Consider the following 17,222-nt stretch of genomic DNA (forward strand, 5'->3'; position numbering starts at 1 on the left):
AGAGCGTTTTGCTTACTTTTGCGCTTTTCAAAAGTGAGCCGCTGTAAAAGCGGAACCCTAAGCAGCCGTTACCGCAGAAACGGATATGTACTCGGTCTGATCCAGCATCTTGGTCGGCCCTATGGTCGCCATCGGGGGCAAGCCCCCTCCCACATTGATCTCCATCGTCCCAACTGGCTTTTTCCAACCGGAACAAGCTGTTACTGTACCGATCATAAAGCCCAAGCCGCCCGGATCGGATCTCTGACTTGAAGCGTCCCCTCCTTCTACTAATAAGTCTGGCCTTGAGCTTTGCGGCGAACGCGACGATTACCGAGAGCCACGGTTACGCGCAGTTCGGCACGCTCAAGTACCCGGCCAAATTCACCCATTACGATTGGGTAAACCCTGCAGCGCCCAAAGGCGGCACACTGCGGGTAATGGCCTTTGGCACGTTCGACACCCTCAACCCCTACACCTTCAAGGGCTCCAGCCCGGTTTCCACCCCCAACTTCCTGCAGTACGGCGTCAACGAGCTCAACGAGCCGCTGATGGTCGGCACCGGCCAGTACGCGCCGTCCGGTGACGAGCCGACTTCCAGCTACGGCCTGATTGCCCAATCGGTGGAATACAGCGAAGACCGCAGCTGGGTGGTGTTCAACCTGCGCCACGAGGCGCGTTTTCACGACGGCACGCCGATTACCGCCGATGACGTGGCATTTTCCTATCGCACCCTGTTGACCGAAGGCCACCCGCAGTACCGTACCAACCTGCAGGAAGTGGCGCGGGTCGATGTGCTCAATCGCCATCGCATCCGCTTTGTATTCAAGCGCGCCGGCAACCCGCTGCTGATCCTGCGCCTGGGCGAGTTGCCCGTGCTGCCCCAGCATTACTGGAAGCATCGCGACTTCAAGGCCACCACCTTCGAACCGCCACTGGGCAGCGGGCCGTATCGCATCAGCAAGGTTACTCCTGGTCGCCAGCTGGTGTTCGAACGGGTCAAGGATTACTGGGGCAAGGACCTGCCGGTCAACCAGGGGTTGTATAACTACAACAAGGTCGAGGTGGAGTTCTACCGCGACAGCGACGTCGCCTTTGAAGCCTTCAAGGCGGGCGAATTCGACATTTATATCGAGCACCAGGCAAAAAACTGGACCACCGGCTACAACTTCCCGGCAGTGAATCGCGGTGAGGTCATCAAGGCGCAGATCGCCCACCGGATTCCCACCCAGAGCCAGGGCCTGTTCATCAACAGCCGGCGACCGGCCTTCAGCCAGACCAGGGTGCGCGAAGCCCTGGGGTTGATGTTCGACTTCGAATGGACCAACCGCACCCTGTTCAGCAGCGCCTACAAGCGCGCCTTGAGCTATTACCCCAACAGCGAGTTCTCGGCCACGGGCGTGCCGGTCGGGCACGAGTGGCTGATGCTTTCGCCCTACCGCGAGCAACTGCCGGCCAACCTGTTGACCCAGGCCTTCAGCCTGCCGCAGACCGACGGTCGCGGCATCCCGCGTGAAACCCTGCGCCGTGCCCTGGCCCTGCTTGGCGAGGCCGGATGGAAGCTGTCCGGCCAACGCCTGCTGAACAAGGACGGGCAACCGCTGCGCCTGGAAATCCTGCTGGTCAATCCGAACCTGGAGCGCATCCTGCAGCCCTATGTCGAGAACCTGACCAGTATCGGCATCGACGCGCGCCTGCGCACCGTTGACCGCGCACAGTACAAGCAGCGCCTGGATCAGTTCGACTTCGACATGGTCCTGGTCACCCTCAACCAGACCCTCAGCCCAGGGCTGGAACAATGGCAGTATTTTCATTCCAGCCAGGCCACCATCAAGGGCAGCAAGAATTACGCGGGCATCGCCAACCCCGTGGTCGATCACCTGCTCGAACAACTGCTCGCGGCACAGACCCGCGAAGAACAACTGGCTGCCGGTCGCGCCCTGGACCGGGTGCTGCTCTGGCAGCACTACAGCATTCCCAACTGGTACCTCAACTATCATCGCCTGGCGTACCGCAACCGGTTCGCCTTTGTCACCACGCCGCCCTACAGCCTGGGCTTGAGCGCGTGGTGGCTGAAAGCTTCGGAGAAAGCCCAATGATGTCCTTGCGCAGTACTGTATTGGCCGGCCTGTTGCTGTGCGGCGCGGCCCAGGCCGCCCCGCAACATGCGTTGACGCTCTATAACGAGCCCCCCAAGTACCCCGCCGACTTCAAGCATTTCGACTACGTGAACCCCGACGCCCCCAAAGGCGGCACCTTCCGCGAGTCGGCCATGGGCGGCTTCGACAGTCTCAACCCGTATATCAGCAAGGGCGTGCCCGCGGACAATCTGCCGCTGATCTACGACACGCTGGCGATGCAGAGCCTGGACGAGCCAATTACCGAATACGGCCTGGTGGCCGGCAAGATCGAGAAGGCCCCGGACAACAGTTGGGTGCGCTTCTACCTGCGCCCCGAGGCACGCTTCCATGACGGCCACCCGATCCGCGCCGAAGACGTGGTGTTCACCTTCCAGACGCTGATCAAGGACGGCACCCCGCGCTACCGCACCTACTACGCCGACGTGGATGAAGTGGTCGCCGAAGACCCGCTGCGGGTGCTGTTCAAATTCAAACGCACCAACAACCGCGAGCTGCCCCTGATCCTCGGGCAATTGCCGGTCCTGCCCAAGCACTGGTGGGCCAACCGCGACTTTTCCAAAGGCAATCTGGAAATACCGCTGGGCAGTGGCCCGTACAAGGTGGCCGAGGTCAAGGCCGGGCGCATGATTCGCTACGAGCGGGTCAAGGACTACTGGGCCAGGGATCTGCCGGTGGCCAAGGGTTTCTATAACTTCGATAACCGCATCACCGATTATTACCGCGACAGCACGGTGTCCCTGGAAGCCCTGAAAGCCGGGCAGTTCGACTATTGGCTGGAGTTCAGCGCGAAAAACTGGGCCAACGCCTACAACATTCCGGCCGTGACCCAGGGTCGTTTGATCAAGGAAGAAATCCCCAACGGCAACCCCACCGGCATGCAGGGTTTCGTGTTCAACACGCGCAAGCCGATGTTCCAGGACGTGCGGGTACGCAAGGCCATCAGCCTGTTGCTGGATTTCGAATGGAGCAACAAACAGCTGTTCAACGGCGCCTACACGCGCACCCGCAGTTACTTCGAGAACTCGGAAATGGCCGCCACCGGCCTGCCCGGCCCGGATGAACTGGCCATTCTCGAACCGCTGCGCGACAAGATCCCCGCCGAGGTCTTCACCCAGGCGTTCGAACCGCCCAAAACCGACGGCAGCGGCATGATCCGCGCGCAGCAGCGCCAGGCGTACCAGTTGCTGCAGGAAGCCGGCTGGAAGATCGTCGATGACAAGATGGTCGACACCACCGGCAAACCGGTGACCATCGAATTCCTGCTGGCCCAGACCGAGTTCGAGCGCATCCTGTTGCCGTTCAAGCGCAACCTGGCCGACCTGGGTATCGACCTGGTGATTCGCCGGGTCGACGTGTCGCAGTTCATCAACCGCCTGCGCTCAAGGGATTTCGACATGCTGGTCGGCAGCTTTCCGCAATCCACTTCGCCGGGTAATGAGCAGCGTGAGTTCTGGAAGTCGTCCAGCGCCGACAAACCGGGCAGCCGCAACTACATGGGGCTCAAGGACCCCGCCGTCGATCAGTTGGTCGAGCAGCTGATCGACGCCGACTCGCGCAAAAGCCTGATCGCCCACGCCAGGGCACTGGACCGCGTGCTGCAGTTTGGCTACTACGTGATTCCCAACTGGCACATCAAGACCTTCCGTGTGGCGTATTGGGACCACCTCGGCCACCCGAAAGTCTCACCGCGCTATGACGTCGGCACCGCCACCTGGTGGGCCAAACCCGACGTCAAACCGGCGGTTCCCCTGGACACCACGCAAAGCGCCGAAGCGGCGAGCGGAGGCGATTGAATGCTGGCCTATATTGTTCGTCGCCTGTTGCTGATCATCCCCACGCTGTTCGGGATCCTGCTGATCAACTTCGTCATCATCCAGGCCGCCCCGGGCGGCCCGGTGGAGCAGATGATCGCCAAGCTCGAAGGCTTTGACGGTGCCACCAGCCGCATTGCCGGTGGCGGCGCCGAAGTTTCGGTGGCCGGCTCCAGCAGCTACCGTGGCGCCCAGGGCCTGGACCCGGCGCTGATCAAGGAAATCGAGAAAATGTACGGTTTCGACAAGTCGGCGCCGGAACGCTTGTGGATCATGGTCAAGAACTACGCCCGGCTGGACTTCGGCGACAGCTTCTTCCGTGACGCCAAGGTCATCGACCTGATCAAGGAAAAGATGCCGGTGTCGATTTCCCTCGGGTTGTGGAGCACCCTGATCATGTACCTGGTGTCGATCCCCCTGGGCATCGCCAAGGCCACGCGTCACGGCAGCCACTTCGATGTGTGGACCAGCTCGGCAATCATCGTCGGCTATGCGATCCCGGCGTTCCTGTTCGCCATCCTGCTGATCGTGGTGTTTGCCGGCGGCAGTTACCTGGACTGGTTCCCCTTGCGCGGGCTCACGTCGAACAACTTCGACGAATTGAGTTGGAGCGGCAAAATTCTCGATTACTTCTGGCACCTGGCCCTGCCCGTGACCGCCCTGGTGATCGGCAACTTCGCCACCATGACCCTGCTGACCAAGAACAGCTTTCTCGACGAGATCAACAAACAGTACGTGGTCACCGCCAAGGCCAAGGGCCTGACCAACCACCGCGTGCTCTACGGCCATGTGTTTCGCAACGCGATGCTGCTGGTGATCGCCGGTTTCCCCTCGGCCTTTATCGGTATCTTCTTTACCGGCTCGTTGCTGGTGGAAGTGATCTTCTCCCTCGATGGCCTGGGCCTGATGAGCTTTGAAGCGGCGATCAACCGCGACTATCCGGTGGTGTTCGGTACGCTGTTTATCTTCACCCTGCTGGGGCTGATCGTGAAACTGATCGGCGACCTCACCTACACCCTGGTCGATCCGCGGATCGACTTCGCCAGCCGGGAGCATTGAGATGAACCTGTCCCCCCTCAATCGCCGCCGGTTCGAGCGGTTCAAGGCGAACAAGCGTGGCTGGTGGTCGCTGTGGCTGTTCCTGATCCTGTTCGTGCTGAGCCTGGGCGCCGAGTTGATTGCCAACGACAAGCCGCTGGCCGTGCACTTTGACGGCGACTGGTATTTCCCGGCGCTCAAGCGCTACCCGGAAACCACCTTCGGCGGCGAGTTCCCCCTGGAAGCCAACTACAAGAGCCCGTATATCCAGGAACTGCTCAAGGCCAAGGATGCCTGGACCTTGTGGGCACCGATCCCGTTCAGCTACCAGAGCATCAACTACGACCTGAAAGTGCCGGCCCCCGCGCCGCCGTCGAGCGTCAACCTGCTGGGCACCGATGACCAGGGCCGCGATGTCCTGGCGCGGGTCATCTACGGGTTTCGCGTATCGGTGCTGTTCGCGTTGACGCTGACCGTGCTCAGCTCGATCATCGGCGTGATCGCCGGCGCCCTGCAGGGTTTCTATGGCGGCTGGGTGGACCTGGCTGGGCAACGCTTCCTGGAGATCTGGTCCGGGTTGCCGGTGCTGTACCTGCTGATCATTCTCGCCAGCTTCGTGCAGCCCAACTTCTGGTGGCTGCTGGGCATCATGCTGTTGTTCTCGTGGATGAGCCTGGTGGACGTGGTGCGTGCCGAGTTCCTGCGCGGGCGCAACCTCGAATACGTGCGCGCGGCCCGCGCGCTGGGCATGCAGAACGGCGCGATCATGTTCCGCCATATCCTGCCCAATGCGATGGTCTCGACCATGACGTTCATGCCGTTCATCCTCACCGGCGCCATCGGCACCCTCACCGCCCTGGACTTCCTGGGTTTCGGCCTGCCGGCCGGCTCACCGTCACTGGGCGAACTGGTGGCCCAGGGTAAATCCAACCTGCAGGCGCCGTGGCTGGGCATGAGCGCGTTCGCCGTGCTGGCGATCATGTTGAGCCTGCTGGTGTTTATCGGCGAGTCCGCTCGCGACGCCTTCGACCCGAGGAAATGAGATGAATCAGGACAATCTGATCGAAATCCGCGACCTCAGTGTCGAGTTCGTCACAGGCGAGCATCAGCATCGCGTGGTCAATCACGTCAGCTTCGATATCAAACGCGGCGAAACCCTGGCCCTGGTCGGCGAAAGCGGCTCGGGCAAATCGGTAACGGCGCATTCGATCCTGCGCCTCTTGCCCTACCCTTTGGCGCGGCACCCCTCCGGTACCATCAGCTACGCCGGTCAAGACCTGCTGACGCTCAAGGAAAAGACCCTGCGGCACATTCGCGGCAACCGCATCGCGATGATCTTCCAGGAGCCGATGACCTCGTTGAACCCGCTGCACTGCATCGAGAAACAGATCAACGAAGTGCTCGGCCTGCACAAGGGCCTCACCGGCAAGGTCGCCACCCGGCGCACCCTGGAACTGCTGGAACTGGTGGGCATTCCCGAACCGCACAAACGCCTCAAGGCGCTGCCCCACGAACTCTCCGGAGGCCAGCGCCAGCGCGTGATGATCGCCATGGCCCTGGCCAACGAGCCGGAACTGCTGATTGCCGATGAGCCGACCACGGCCCTCGACGTGACGGTGCAATTGAAAATCCTGGAACTGCTCAAGGAACTGCAGGCGCGCCTGGGCATGGCGTTGCTGTTGATCAGCCACGACCTGAACCTGGTCCGCCGGATCGCTCACCGTGTGTGCGTGATGCAACAGGGCTGCATCGTCGAACAGGCCGACTGCGAGACGCTGTTCCAGGCGCCGCAACACCCTTACACCCAGGAACTGCTGGCGGCCGAGCCCAGTGGCGGGCCGGCCGGCAACGCCGTGGGGCCAACGCTGCTGGAAGTGGACGACCTGAAAGTCTGGTTCCCGATCAAAAAAGGCTTTTTGCGCAACACCGTCGATTACGTCAAGGCCGTGGACGGCATCAACTTCAGCCTGCCCCAGGGGCAGACCCTGGGCATCGTCGGCGAAAGCGGCTCGGGCAAATCCACCTTGGGCCTGGCGATCCTGCGCTTGATTGGCAGCCAGGGCGGGATTCGCTTCGAAGGCCAGCAGCTTGATCGCCTCACCCAGCAACAGGTACGCCCGCTGCGCCGGGAAATGCAGGTGGTGTTCCAGGACCCCTTCGGTAGCCTGAGCCCGCGCATGTGCGTCAGCGAGATCGTCGGCGAAGGGTTGCGCATTCACAAGATGGGCACGCCGGCCGAGCAGGAAGCCGCGATCATCGCCGCGCTCAAGGAGGTCGGCCTGGACCCGCAATCGCGGCATCGCTACCCCCATGAGTTTTCCGGTGGCCAGCGCCAGCGCATCGCCATTGCCCGCGCCCTGGTGCTCAAGCCGCGCCTGATCCTGCTGGACGAACCGACGTCGGCGCTGGACCGTACGGTGCAACGCCAGGTGGTGGAACTGCTGCGCAGCTTGCAGGCCAAGTACAACCTGACCTACCTGTTCATCAGCCATGACCTGGCGGTGGTCAAGGCGCTGACTCATCAGTTGATGGTGGTCAAGCAGGGCCAGGTGGTGGAGCAAGGGGATGCCGCGACGATTTTCGCCAACCCGCAACATGCCTATACTCGGCAATTGCTGGAAGCGGCCTTTCTGGTGCCCGCATAACAGGCAGGAGCCCTCGCCATGTCGTTGAACAGCCCCGCTCACCCTGCGCACTCGCCGCGTTTCTGGCGCGACGAGCGTCTGCCGTTCATCGAGGCGCGCACCATTGCCGATGGGCGCAAGGTCACCTACACCCGCCACGCCCATGAGCATTTTTCCATTGGCGCTATTACCGCCGGGCGCAGCTATTACCACTATGGCGAACAGACCTTCGTGATCAGCGCCGGCACCGTGGTGTTGATGAACCCCGGCGACGTGCATGCGTGCAATCCCATCGAAAACGAGCATTGGTCCTACCATATGCTCTACCTCGACACGCCCTGGCTGACCGACCTGCAGCATCAGTTGGGTTTCAGCACCGACCAGGGTTACCGTGCGTTCAACACGCCCCATACGCGGGACACCGCGTTGTACAACGGCTTGCTGGCGCTGTACCGGCTGTTGGTGGATGAACGGGCCGAACTGCTGCACAAGCAGAGCGCGCTGGTGGGCTACTTCAGCGAAGTGCAGCAACGCCTGAACCCTTCCCTCACCCCCATGCGCGAGGTCAATCACAAGCTGGAGCGGGCCGCCGACTACATCCGTGAACACTGTACCGAGGCCTTGAAGCTCGAGGACATTTGCCTCGCGGCCGAGCTGTCGCCGTCCTACCTGATCCGCGCCTTCAAGCACTATTACGGGCTGACGCCCCATGCGTTCCTGGTCAACCACCGCATCCAGTTCGCCCGCACTCAACTGCGCAATGGCGCGCTGATCGCCGATGTCGCCCTGGCCGCAGGCTTTGCCGACCAGGCGCATTTCCAGCGTGCGTTCAAGCAGCATTTCGCCGCCACGCCCGGGCAATACCGCGAAACGCTCAAGCCATCAGCAAATAACCCACACTGGCCACCAGCAACGCGGCCATGGAGCGGTTGAAGACTCTGACCCCCTTGGGATTGTGCAGGTAGCGCCGCAGAAAGGTTCCGGCGTAGGCCCAGCACGCCACCGACAGGTAGCAGATCACCAGATAGAGGCTGGCAAACAGCCAGACTTGCCTGGCCTCGCCGTCCGCCGCAAACAACCCCATCCCCGCCACACAGGCCAGCCAGGCTTTGGGGTTGAGCCACTGCATGATCGCGCCATACAGCATCGAGGGCGCAGTGGCGGCGCCATCGGCGTGCAACTGCCCATCATCCACGGCAAGCTTCCAGGCCATGTACAACAAGAATGCCACCCCGCCCCACTGGATCAGTTGGGTCAGGATCGGCCAGCGCAGCAGCACTTCGTGCAAGCCCAGGCCGATCAACACCAGCAGCAATGTGAAGCCGACAGCCGCGCCAAGCACGTGCTTCTGGCTCGCGGCAAACCCGAAGCGCGCGCCGGCACTCAAGGCGACCACATTGACCGGTCCCGGCGTGATGGACGTGGCCAGGGCGAAGGCGGCCATGGAAAGAGTCAAGCTCATTGCAGCTCCTTATGTGATGCCAAACGAAGTCGGGTTCACGATAAGGGGATAGACGTTCAGCGTATTGAACAAAATGACCTTTTTGCCTCGTAGCGCCGCGCCCTCGGCGACAGTGACATGAAATTAACGCGTCAAGCGTCTCGCACCTTTTCAGGTTACGGAAGATACTGTGCGTCGAACCGATTGGGAATGACTGAATGAGAAACGACACCCGGCTTTCGCGCATGCTGCACGTATTGATCCATATGGGACGCCATGAAGAACGAGCCACGTCGCAGACCATTGCCCGGATGCTGGGCACTAACCCTGTGGTGGTGCGGCGCACGCTCGGCCTGCTCAAGGAAAAGGGCTACGTATGCTCGGAAAAGGGTCACCAGGGGGGTTGGACCCTGGGCAAGCCCTTGAGTGAAATCACCTTGCTGGAGATTCACAATGCCCTGGGTACGCCGTCGATCTTTGCCATCGGCCTGTCCACCGATCACCCCCAATGCCTGGTCGAACAGGCCGTCAACGCGGCATTGACGGACGCCTTCGCCCAGGCCCAGGCCGTGCTTTTGAAGCGCCTGGGCGACGTGACCCTTGCGCAGTTGGCAGACGATTTCGATGAGCGCTATCGGGTGGCGATGCAGCCATGAAAAACGCCGCAGCCCTTGATCTGGCTCAACACTGCTCAGCGCTGGGCGGGGATGCGGATATCGCCATCCCGGCACTGGCTTTTCACACTGCGTGGGCAGCCGGCGAAGGCCAGGTCCTTGGTCAGGCATACCCGCACCTCAGACAACACCTTGCCTTTGCAGATGACGGCCATGCCGTGGTTGCCCATGCGCGGGTTGCTGTCGCGAAACAATGCCTCGATCTCGCCGGACGACAACGACGGTGGCGTGTTGAACGGCTGCAGTTGTTGCGGAATGACCACCGCGCCCAACGCCGTGTCGGACTTTTCCAAATACTCCATCGGCTCAAGCCCGCTGCAGGTCCCATGTTTGGCCCATTCGTGCTTGAGCAACGCACGCGAAGGGAACAGCGTGGCGCCTTTTTCCAGCGCTTCATCGCTCAACCGCGATTGCGTCGCGCAGGACGCCGGCCACCCGCCTTTGGCATATTGCGGCCACAGTCCATGCAGTACAAAGCCGTAGCCTTTGCCCGAACATTGCTCATTGTTCGGGTGCGTCAGGCAAAACGTCGGCGACCATGACAGCGACAACACATAAAAATCAAATTCCCCCGCCTGCCCCTGACTGCTCGGCGCCGCCGTCGCGCCAGTCACGATCAACAGCCACAACAGCATCCAGTATTTCATCGCGATATCCTTCCAAAAAAATGAAGCATCACGCTTTCGCGATGACTAAGGGTGTTGGGAGTAACGTTGTAGCACCTTGTCCAGGATGCGATCGGTCTTCAACGCCTCGATCGCCAGCGAAGGGTGTTTGGCATCGCCCCGGATATGGGCATTCATCGCCAGGACGTGGTGCCATTGGATATGCGCATGGCACGGCACCTCCAGCACCTCGTCGGTCTCCCCTTCGAGGCGCAGCGGCTGGTCTTCGAATACCGCAAACGTGATGCGCCCACGGCTGCCGATCAGCTCGACCCGGTCTTCGCGGCGGTCAGCGACAAAGTTCCAGCAGCCCATGCCCAATGCGCCACTGGCGAAGGTCCAGCAGGCCGTCACTGCGTCCTCCGCCGCATAGCGTCCGGCCTGCCGCGCGGTAAAGCCCGAGACTTCGACGATATCGCCCGCCAGGTACTGGAACAGGTCAAAGCCGTGGCTGGCCAGGTCGGCAAAGTAACCACCGCCGGCAATCGCAGGATCCGTGCGCCAGTTGGCCGGGTGGGTGTCTGCCGGCGCTGCGGGCTTGCACAGGGTCCAGGTCAGGTGGCGCAACTCGCCGATACGGCCTTCCTGCAACCAGGTGCGCACCTGCTGGAAGCGCGGCAATGAGCGCCGATAGTAGGAGACGAACAGATGCAACCCGGCGCGCTCGAAGGTGCGCTGCATCAGCGCACTTTGTTCGGCGTTCAACGCCATGGGCTTTTCGACGCAGCAATGCTTGCCCGCCGCCGCCACCATCAAGCTGTACTCAAGGTGGCTGTCGGGTGGCGTGGCGATGTACACCGCGTCCACCTCGGGGTCGTCGATCAGGGCTTGGGCATCGGTGTAGAAGCGGGCAATGCCATGGCGTGTCGCATAATCGCGCACGGCTTCCTCACGGCGTCCCATCACGGCCACCAGGGCCGAACCTGGCGCTTTGTAGAAAGCCGGTCCACTCTTCAGTTCGGTCACACTGCCACAGCCGATCATGCCCCAACGTACGGTGCTCATCTGCTCTCCTCGTTCGTTCAAGTCAGTCGGGCAGTATCCACATACACGACCCGACGCGCCATAACCACTTAGCATGACAATTGCATTACACTTTTATGACAACTATCCCGTAGCAGGTATAAACGATGAAAATACGGGCCACCGTCATCTGCGAACACGAAGGGCACATCCTCTTTGTGCGCAAGGCCAGATCGAAATGGGCATTGCCGGGCGGCAAGGTAGAGCGTGGTGAACGCCCGGTAGGCGCGGCGCAACGCGAGCTGGAAGAAGAGACGGGGTTGAACGTGGACGGCTTGCTGTACCTGCAGGAGCTCAAGGCCCGCGACACCGTGCATCATGTGTTTGAAGCGTCGGTCGTGAATATCGACGAGGCACGGCCGTGCAACGAGATCGTCGAATGCCAGTGGTACGCCTACGGCACCCTCGACGAATTGGACACTACCGACGCCACCCGACACATCGTCAAGTCCTTTCTGCGCCGCCTCTGATACGGCGCTCTGCCGGGCGAGTTGTGTCGGCACTGGGCTGCGAAGATCAAATTCCAGGCAAAAAAAATCCCAAGTAGCTGATGGAAACTTGGGATTTAAAAATGCATAAACCGTGGGAGGTGAACGCCCGGCTATAGTAGCGACTGCAAAATCGGCTCACAAGATTATTTTATTCCTTTCGTCGCATTAAACCGTTGTAAGTCATTCAATAACCACATGTTTTTTAAGGTGAGAGGCCTGTTTGTGCCACTTTTTGGTGCAAGTTAGCGAGCGATACCGAACTTAATCCATCTTATAAAATAAGGTTATTACTTATTCCACTTTTACGCGGTTTAAAAACTCTACGTTCAATTGCCTGCATGCCTGGCCAAGTTCGACATGGGTTGAGGCGTTCGCACCGGCGACCCGCTTCAGACGAACGCACAACGCCAACTGCTCGGCGGCGGCTTCACGCTGGCGGTCCGCCTCGGCATTGAGTTGTACAAAATAGAAACCCAGCAGCGCCGCAACCCCCAGCACGCCCACCACGAAGTTGCGCAAGCTGTTGGCTGACTGGGAGACCGAAGCGCTCATGAGTCAGCGCGCCCTGCGCTTTTCGTAACGGACGTCGTCACCGTCTGCAACGCCAGCGTTCAGCCAACCCAGGCGCTGATAGAACCCGTTGGCGCGGATCTCATCGCGGCCATCGGTGATGAGGTACAGGCGGTCGTGATGTTCGAACAATGCCGCCTCGGCTTCGGCCATCAACTGCCGGCCCAGCCCAAGGTTCTCGTGCGTGGGCAACACGAACATCGCGAACACCTCGCCAGCCTCCAGATCGACCATGGAAAAGGCCGCCGCCTGGCCGTCCACTTCCGCGACCCAGGCGCACGGGGCTGTGCGCAGGGTGTCGGTCAGTGCCTGCGGTGTGATCCCCAGGTCAGCCATCTGTTCGACACTCAGGTGGTTTTGCACCACAGACGTACGGATTGTAATGAGCGTGTCGACGTCATCGACGGTCGCCGCTCGAATAAGCACATGCATACACGCCTCCCGATCAAGGAGGTGATTGTATGCAAATACTTACACGGCATTTGTCGTGGATTTGTAAACCGCTGCGCAGGAACCTGCGACAGGCGCTTATTTGCGCGCCACTTTATAGCGCAGGCAATCCTGGTAGAAACTCTGGCGAATCGCCTCGGGCTTGAGCCGTGAGCGGCTGTCATAGGTCTGCTCGGTAATGCCCATGGCCATCATGCGCATCCACGATTTGTTGAACTTGAGGGTCTGGATCTTCTGCCGCGCGGCGTACAGCGACACCCCCGAGAGCTTCAATTCCTGGGCCCTGGCGGCTGTGCCCGCGCCCCAGCTGCACATATATTTGTCGCCCTCGCGCAGCTCTCGTGCCTGCACGGCTGCCGCGCCGCCGGCCAGTGAACAAGCAACCAGCATGATTCCCACAGTGCGCATTGGCTTCCTCACCTAACCACCTGAAATAAAAGCGATTCTGGCGAGAATTTTGTTACAGAGGGGCCATCAGATTGCCTTATCTCAGGCCCATGCCACTACCAACAGGCCAGCGCCCAGCACCAGGCACAGCGGCGAATAAAAGTAGGTGTCCAGCCTGGCGAACCTTGAGCCCACCACTTTTTTGAAAAATCCCACCAGCTCCGAATCGCCGATCGCCCTGGCAAACATCACCACGGCAATCGCGCTGATCCCCCATTGCAGCGCCCCATGGGGCACCGGCGAAAAATACAGTCCGGCGCGCAGGCAGACCAGCAGCGCAATCGCGACCAATCCCATCGCCACCAGGAATGTACCCAGCGTCGAGGGCTTGAAAGCCGGCCTTGGCCCACCGGCAAATTCGCCGGGCAATTGCGGTATGGCGGCCAGGCTGCCGAATTTTCCGCCGGCGGCCCAGTACAAATGCACCATGCTGATGCAGGTGAAAATCCCGACGATCCAGCGCGCAACGACGAAGCTCATGGCGGGCGTCCCCAGAAATGGTGGGAATGAGCATAGACGCCCTGGTATTTTTTGCAGGTATTTCGTCGGCAGCTGATGTTAAAGTGCCGCCCCATGAAACTTGCCCGAACCGACCGCTCGCTCATTGCCTGGATGCTGTATGGCTGCGTCCTGTTCAATGTGTTCGCCTGCAGCATCGGGCACGGGCAAATGGTCGGGATGCAGCTCAACGGCATCAGCGGTCAGTTCTGTACGGTCGACCCGCGCACCCAGGCGCCCGTGCAATCAGACTCTACCGATCAGAGCCTGCCAACACTGTCCAAGGCGTTCGGTTGCCCCCTGTGCTCCACCGGCGGCATGGGCCCCGCGCTCAGCAGTCACCTGAATGTAGCGGTGTTGCCACAGCCGCACGCCCCGCCTGCGGCCGTGGTACTTGCCGCCGATATCCCCGCCCGTTTCACCTGGCCCACGGCCCACCCGCGCGCGCCGCCCGCCTTCGCCTGATCCCTGCGCTGTCCCTCTGCACTGCCCCTGTTTCCATGCGGAAATACGCGCGGTCGTGTGTTGTTTTCACGCCAAGTTTTCAGGATTCAACCATGAAACATTTACCCTTGCTGGCGGGCCTGTGCGGCTGCCTGCCTGTTTGCGCCCCAGCCCTTGAGCTGGCCCCGACCACCATTGAAGGCGAGCAAACCGTCGATCCCGGCCTGGCCCTGGATCAACCCAGCGGCATGGCGTCGCGGCTGGGATTGAGCATGCGTGAAGCCCCGGCGTCGGTGGCCATTGCCACGCGCAACGACATCGAGCGCCATGGCGCCAAGACCTTTCGCGATGCAGCCAATACCCTGCCCGGCGTCAACGCCAGCGCGCCACCGGGCTTTGGCGGGTTCGTCTCATACCGTGGGTTCACCAGCAGCCAGATCACCCAGATGTTCAACGGTATCAACGTCGCCACCGGCCTCGCGCGACCGGTGGACGCGTGGATCTACGACCGTGTCGAACTGGTCGGCGGTCCCTCCTCCCTGATCAATGGCGCAGGCTCCGTAGGCGGTTCGCTGAACTACGTGACCAGGCTGGCCAGCCGTGAGGAACACGCCGTCGAAAGCCAGTTGACCTATGGCAGCCATGACACCGCCGGCCTGGCGCTGGGCCTCAACCATGCGCTCACCGAGCCCGGCGCCGAGGTGCAGCATTACGCACGCCTGGATGTGAGCCGCAACACCCAGCACAGCTATATCGACCGCGACCAGCGCGAGGCCTGGAGCGTGGCGTTTTCCCTGCTCAGCGACCTGACCCCGGACCTGTCCCACACCCTGGCGCTGGAATATCAGGACGAGCACGAAGACAGCCCCTACTGGGGCACCCCGGTGCTCAACCCCAAGGCCGGCGAGCTGAAGATCGACCGGCACAACCGCTTCAACAACTACAACGTCGCGGACGGTCGCTATGAGCAGCGCACACGCTGGGCACGCTCGATCATTGACTACCGGATCAACGACAGCACCACCCTGAAAAACACCCTCTACCACCTCGACAGCCAGCGCGATTACCGCAACCTGGAAACCTACCAGTACAACGCCGACAACAGCGCGGTGAACCGCTCCACTGCCTATCAGGTGCGGCATCAGGGTGAGCAGAACGGCAACCAGTTCGAGCTGCGCCATGAGGACGCCGTCTTCGGCCTGGCCACCACCTGGTCCGCAGGCTTCGAATACAAGGTCAACAGCACCACCAACAGCCCGTTGAACGTGCCGGGCAACAGCACCGTCGAGCCGAACGGCTATCAGCCCGGCCATTTCTACGACATACCGGGCACCCGACCCGGTTTTGTCAAAGACAAGACCAGTGCAGTGACTACAAAAGCGCTGTTCGTGGAAAACCGCCTGGGCTTGACCGACACCTTGTCGCTGCTCACCGGCCTGCGCTACGACGCCATCGACCTGGACGTGACCAACCACAGAACGGTGACAGCCGCCAACCCCAGGCACCTCCAGCGCAGTTGGGAACCGGTGACCGGGCGCGTCGGTTTGACCTACCAGTTCGTGCCATCCGCCAACGTCTACGTGCAATACAGCACCGCCGCCGAACAGCCGAGCACCACGACTCAGGTGTTCGACGTATCGACCGGCAAGCAATGGGAAATAGGCAGCAAGTTCGACTACCTCGAAGGCCGTGGCGCCGCCACCCTTGCCGTCTACAGGATCGAGCGCAAGGACTTTGCGGTAACCGACCCGCTGGACCCCACCCGCGGCATTCCCGTGGGTGCGCAGTCATCCAGGGGCATCGAACTGGCCAGTTCGCTGCGCATCACCCCCCGATTGCTGGCTGAAGGCAACATCGCCTGGGTCGACGCGCAATACGACGACTTCAACGAGAAAACCGCCAGCGGCTCCGTGGTGTCGCGTCAAGGCAATACACCGACCAACGTGCCCAAGCGCGTGGGCAATCTATGGCTGACCTATGACTTTTCAGAAAATTGGCAAGGCGGCTTCGACGCGCGCCATGTCGCCCAGGTGTATGCCGACAATGCCAACACCCAGACGGTGCCGGCCTACACACTGTTTGGCAGTTTTCTGCGCTATAAAGTGGACACACACACCTCGATAACCGGCCGGGTGCGCAACCTGACCAATGAGGTGTATGCCGAATTCGCCCACGCATCACCGGCGTATTACCTCGGCTCACCGCGAACGTTCGAGGTGGCTGTACAAACCCGATTCTAACGCTGGAATACAAACAATGTGGGAGGGGGCTTGCCCCCGATTGCAGTGTGTCAGCTTGCACATCAGTGTCTGGCTGACTGCTATCGGAGCATAGGTAACTACACAACTTTCCAGACCGTAGCAGCCAACGGTAACCACGATGCGAAGCGAGTCGCTCTTGATCTTCATCTTAGGCGCCCCGCTAAACCACCCTGGCCGAACGCAGGCTTGAATCCGTAGGCCGCAGTCAGGGCGGAACCCTAAGGAGCCGTTACCGTACTCGGTCTGATCCAGCATCCTGGTCGGCTCTGAGGCCGCCATCGGGGGCAAGCCCCCTCCCACATTTGGATTGCAGTGCAACAGTCAGATAGCTATTGGCTGTCTGGCCGTCATGGGAGCAAGCCTCCACATTTGGATTGCAGTGCATCAGTCAGATCGCTATAGGCTGTCCGGCCGTCATGTGAGCACGCGCAAAAAATGTGGGAGGGGGCTTGCCCCCGATTGCAGTGTGTCAGCTTGCACATCGGTATCTGGCTGACTGCTATCGGAGCATAGGTATCTACACAACGTTCCAGACCGTAGCAGCCAACGGTAACCACGATGCGAAGCGAGTCGCTCTTGATCTTGATCTGCTTGTGATCTCAGGCGCCCCGTTAAACCACGCTGGCCGAACGCAGGCTTGAATCCGTGGGTAACCCGGCAGGACG

The 17,222-nt window shown here is 61.0% G+C and carries 17 protein-coding genes; 10 read left to right on the forward strand and 7 right to left on the reverse strand.

Annotated elements, in window-relative coordinates; translation table 11 throughout:
* Positions 1–248: 248 nt before the first annotated feature.
* Genes BFP96_RS12665 through BFP96_RS12690 form a run of 6 tightly spaced genes read left to right on the forward strand, consistent with a single transcriptional unit; the run spans position 249 to position 8,526 of the window.
* Positions 249–2,078 (forward strand): extracellular solute-binding protein, encoded by a 1,830-nt coding sequence (locus BFP96_RS12665; RefSeq protein ID WP_065936329.1) that lies wholly within the window; start codon positions 249–251, stop codon positions 2,076–2,078.
* Positions 2,075–3,913, forward strand: coding sequence for an extracellular solute-binding protein (locus tag BFP96_RS12670; RefSeq protein ID WP_065936330.1), 1,839 nt, complete (start codon positions 2,075–2,077; stop codon positions 3,911–3,913). Before BFP96_RS12665 ends, BFP96_RS12670 begins: the two co-directional genes overlap by 4 nt.
* Positions 3,914–4,990, forward strand: a complete 1,077-nt coding sequence (locus BFP96_RS12675) for a microcin C ABC transporter permease YejB (protein ID WP_065895361.1) — start codon at positions 3,914–3,916, stop codon at positions 4,988–4,990.
* A 1-nt stretch (position 4,991) separates the two neighbouring features.
* A complete protein-coding gene (locus tag BFP96_RS12680; RefSeq protein ID WP_017738565.1) occupies positions 4,992–6,011 on the forward strand; it encodes an ABC transporter permease in 1,020 nt (339 codons plus the stop codon).
* Position 6,012: 1 nt separating this feature from the next.
* Entirely contained in the window at positions 6,013–7,614 is a 1,602-nt protein-coding gene (locus BFP96_RS12685) for an ABC transporter ATP-binding protein (protein WP_065897062.1), read from the forward strand.
* 18 nt (positions 7,615–7,632) lie between these two features.
* Positions 7,633–8,526, forward strand: a complete 894-nt coding sequence (locus BFP96_RS12690) for an AraC family transcriptional regulator (protein ID WP_065885242.1) — start codon at positions 7,633–7,635, stop codon at positions 8,524–8,526.
* On the opposite strand, the gene BFP96_RS12695 is transcribed toward BFP96_RS12690, so the two are convergent.
* Positions 8,468–9,055 (reverse strand): LysE family translocator, encoded by a 588-nt coding sequence (locus BFP96_RS12695; RefSeq protein ID WP_065885241.1) that lies wholly within the window; start codon positions 9,053–9,055, stop codon positions 8,468–8,470. The two genes, BFP96_RS12690 and BFP96_RS12695, sit on opposite strands and share 59 nt — an antisense overlap.
* Before the next feature lie 197 nt (positions 9,056–9,252).
* Here BFP96_RS12695 and BFP96_RS12700 point away from each other — a divergent pair, with 197 nt between their 5' ends.
* On the forward strand, positions 9,253–9,690 hold the full coding sequence (locus tag BFP96_RS12700; protein WP_065895354.1) for an RrF2 family transcriptional regulator: 438 nt from the start codon (positions 9,253–9,255) through the stop codon (positions 9,688–9,690).
* A 35-nt stretch (positions 9,691–9,725) separates the two neighbouring features.
* Here BFP96_RS12700 and BFP96_RS12705 read toward each other — a convergent pair whose 3' ends face one another.
* Both BFP96_RS12705 and BFP96_RS12710 read right to left on the reverse strand, forming a co-directional pair.
* On the reverse strand, positions 9,726–10,355 hold the full coding sequence (locus BFP96_RS12705) for a ribonuclease T2 family protein (protein WP_065936331.1): 630 nt from the start codon (positions 10,353–10,355) through the stop codon (positions 9,726–9,728).
* Between the two features lie 45 nt (positions 10,356–10,400).
* Positions 10,401–11,378 carry a Gfo/Idh/MocA family protein gene (locus BFP96_RS12710; RefSeq protein WP_065895352.1) on the reverse strand — a complete coding sequence of 326 codons (978 nt, stop codon included), beginning with the start codon at positions 11,376–11,378 and terminating at the stop codon, positions 10,401–10,403.
* 125 nt (positions 11,379–11,503) lie between these two features.
* On the opposite strand from BFP96_RS12710, the gene BFP96_RS12715 reads away from it, so the two are divergent.
* Positions 11,504–11,866, forward strand: a complete 363-nt coding sequence (locus BFP96_RS12715; protein ID WP_065895351.1) for an NUDIX hydrolase — start codon at positions 11,504–11,506, stop codon at positions 11,864–11,866.
* A gap of 312 nt (positions 11,867–12,178) precedes the next feature.
* Here the strand turns inward: BFP96_RS12715 and BFP96_RS12720 are convergent, their stop codons facing one another.
* The 4 genes from BFP96_RS12720 to BFP96_RS12735 form a co-directional block, all read right to left on the reverse strand.
* The gene (locus BFP96_RS12720; RefSeq protein WP_065895350.1) at positions 12,179–12,439 is read right to left on the reverse strand and encodes a hypothetical protein; all 261 of its coding nucleotides are present in this window, start codon (positions 12,437–12,439) and stop codon (positions 12,179–12,181) included.
* A gap of 3 nt (positions 12,440–12,442) precedes the next feature.
* A complete protein-coding gene (locus BFP96_RS12725) occupies positions 12,443–12,889 on the reverse strand; it encodes a GNAT family N-acetyltransferase (RefSeq protein ID WP_065885236.1) in 447 nt (148 codons plus the stop codon).
* A 96-nt stretch (positions 12,890–12,985) separates the two neighbouring features.
* Positions 12,986–13,315 carry a hypothetical protein gene (locus tag BFP96_RS12730; protein ID WP_065895349.1) on the reverse strand — a complete coding sequence of 110 codons (330 nt, stop codon included), beginning with the start codon at positions 13,313–13,315 and terminating at the stop codon, positions 12,986–12,988.
* Positions 13,316–13,396: 81 nt separating this feature from the next.
* On the reverse strand, positions 13,397–13,834 hold the full coding sequence (locus tag BFP96_RS12735; RefSeq protein WP_065936332.1) for a DUF3995 domain-containing protein: 438 nt from the start codon (positions 13,832–13,834) through the stop codon (positions 13,397–13,399).
* Positions 13,835–13,927: 93 nt separating this feature from the next.
* Here BFP96_RS12735 and BFP96_RS12740 point away from each other — a divergent pair, with 93 nt between their 5' ends.
* Positions 13,928–14,317 carry a DUF2946 domain-containing protein gene (locus BFP96_RS12740; protein WP_065936333.1) on the forward strand — a complete coding sequence of 130 codons (390 nt, stop codon included), beginning with the start codon at positions 13,928–13,930 and terminating at the stop codon, positions 14,315–14,317.
* 92 nt (positions 14,318–14,409) lie between these two features.
* The gene (locus tag BFP96_RS12745) at positions 14,410–16,536 is read left to right on the forward strand and encodes a TonB-dependent receptor (protein ID WP_065936334.1); all 2,127 of its coding nucleotides are present in this window, start codon (positions 14,410–14,412) and stop codon (positions 16,534–16,536) included.
* Positions 16,537–17,222: the final 686 nt, after the last annotated feature.

This window comes from Pseudomonas sp. 34 E 7, assembly GCF_900005715.1.
Lineage (GTDB): Bacteria > Pseudomonadota > Gammaproteobacteria > Pseudomonadales > Pseudomonadaceae > Aquipseudomonas > Aquipseudomonas orientalis_A.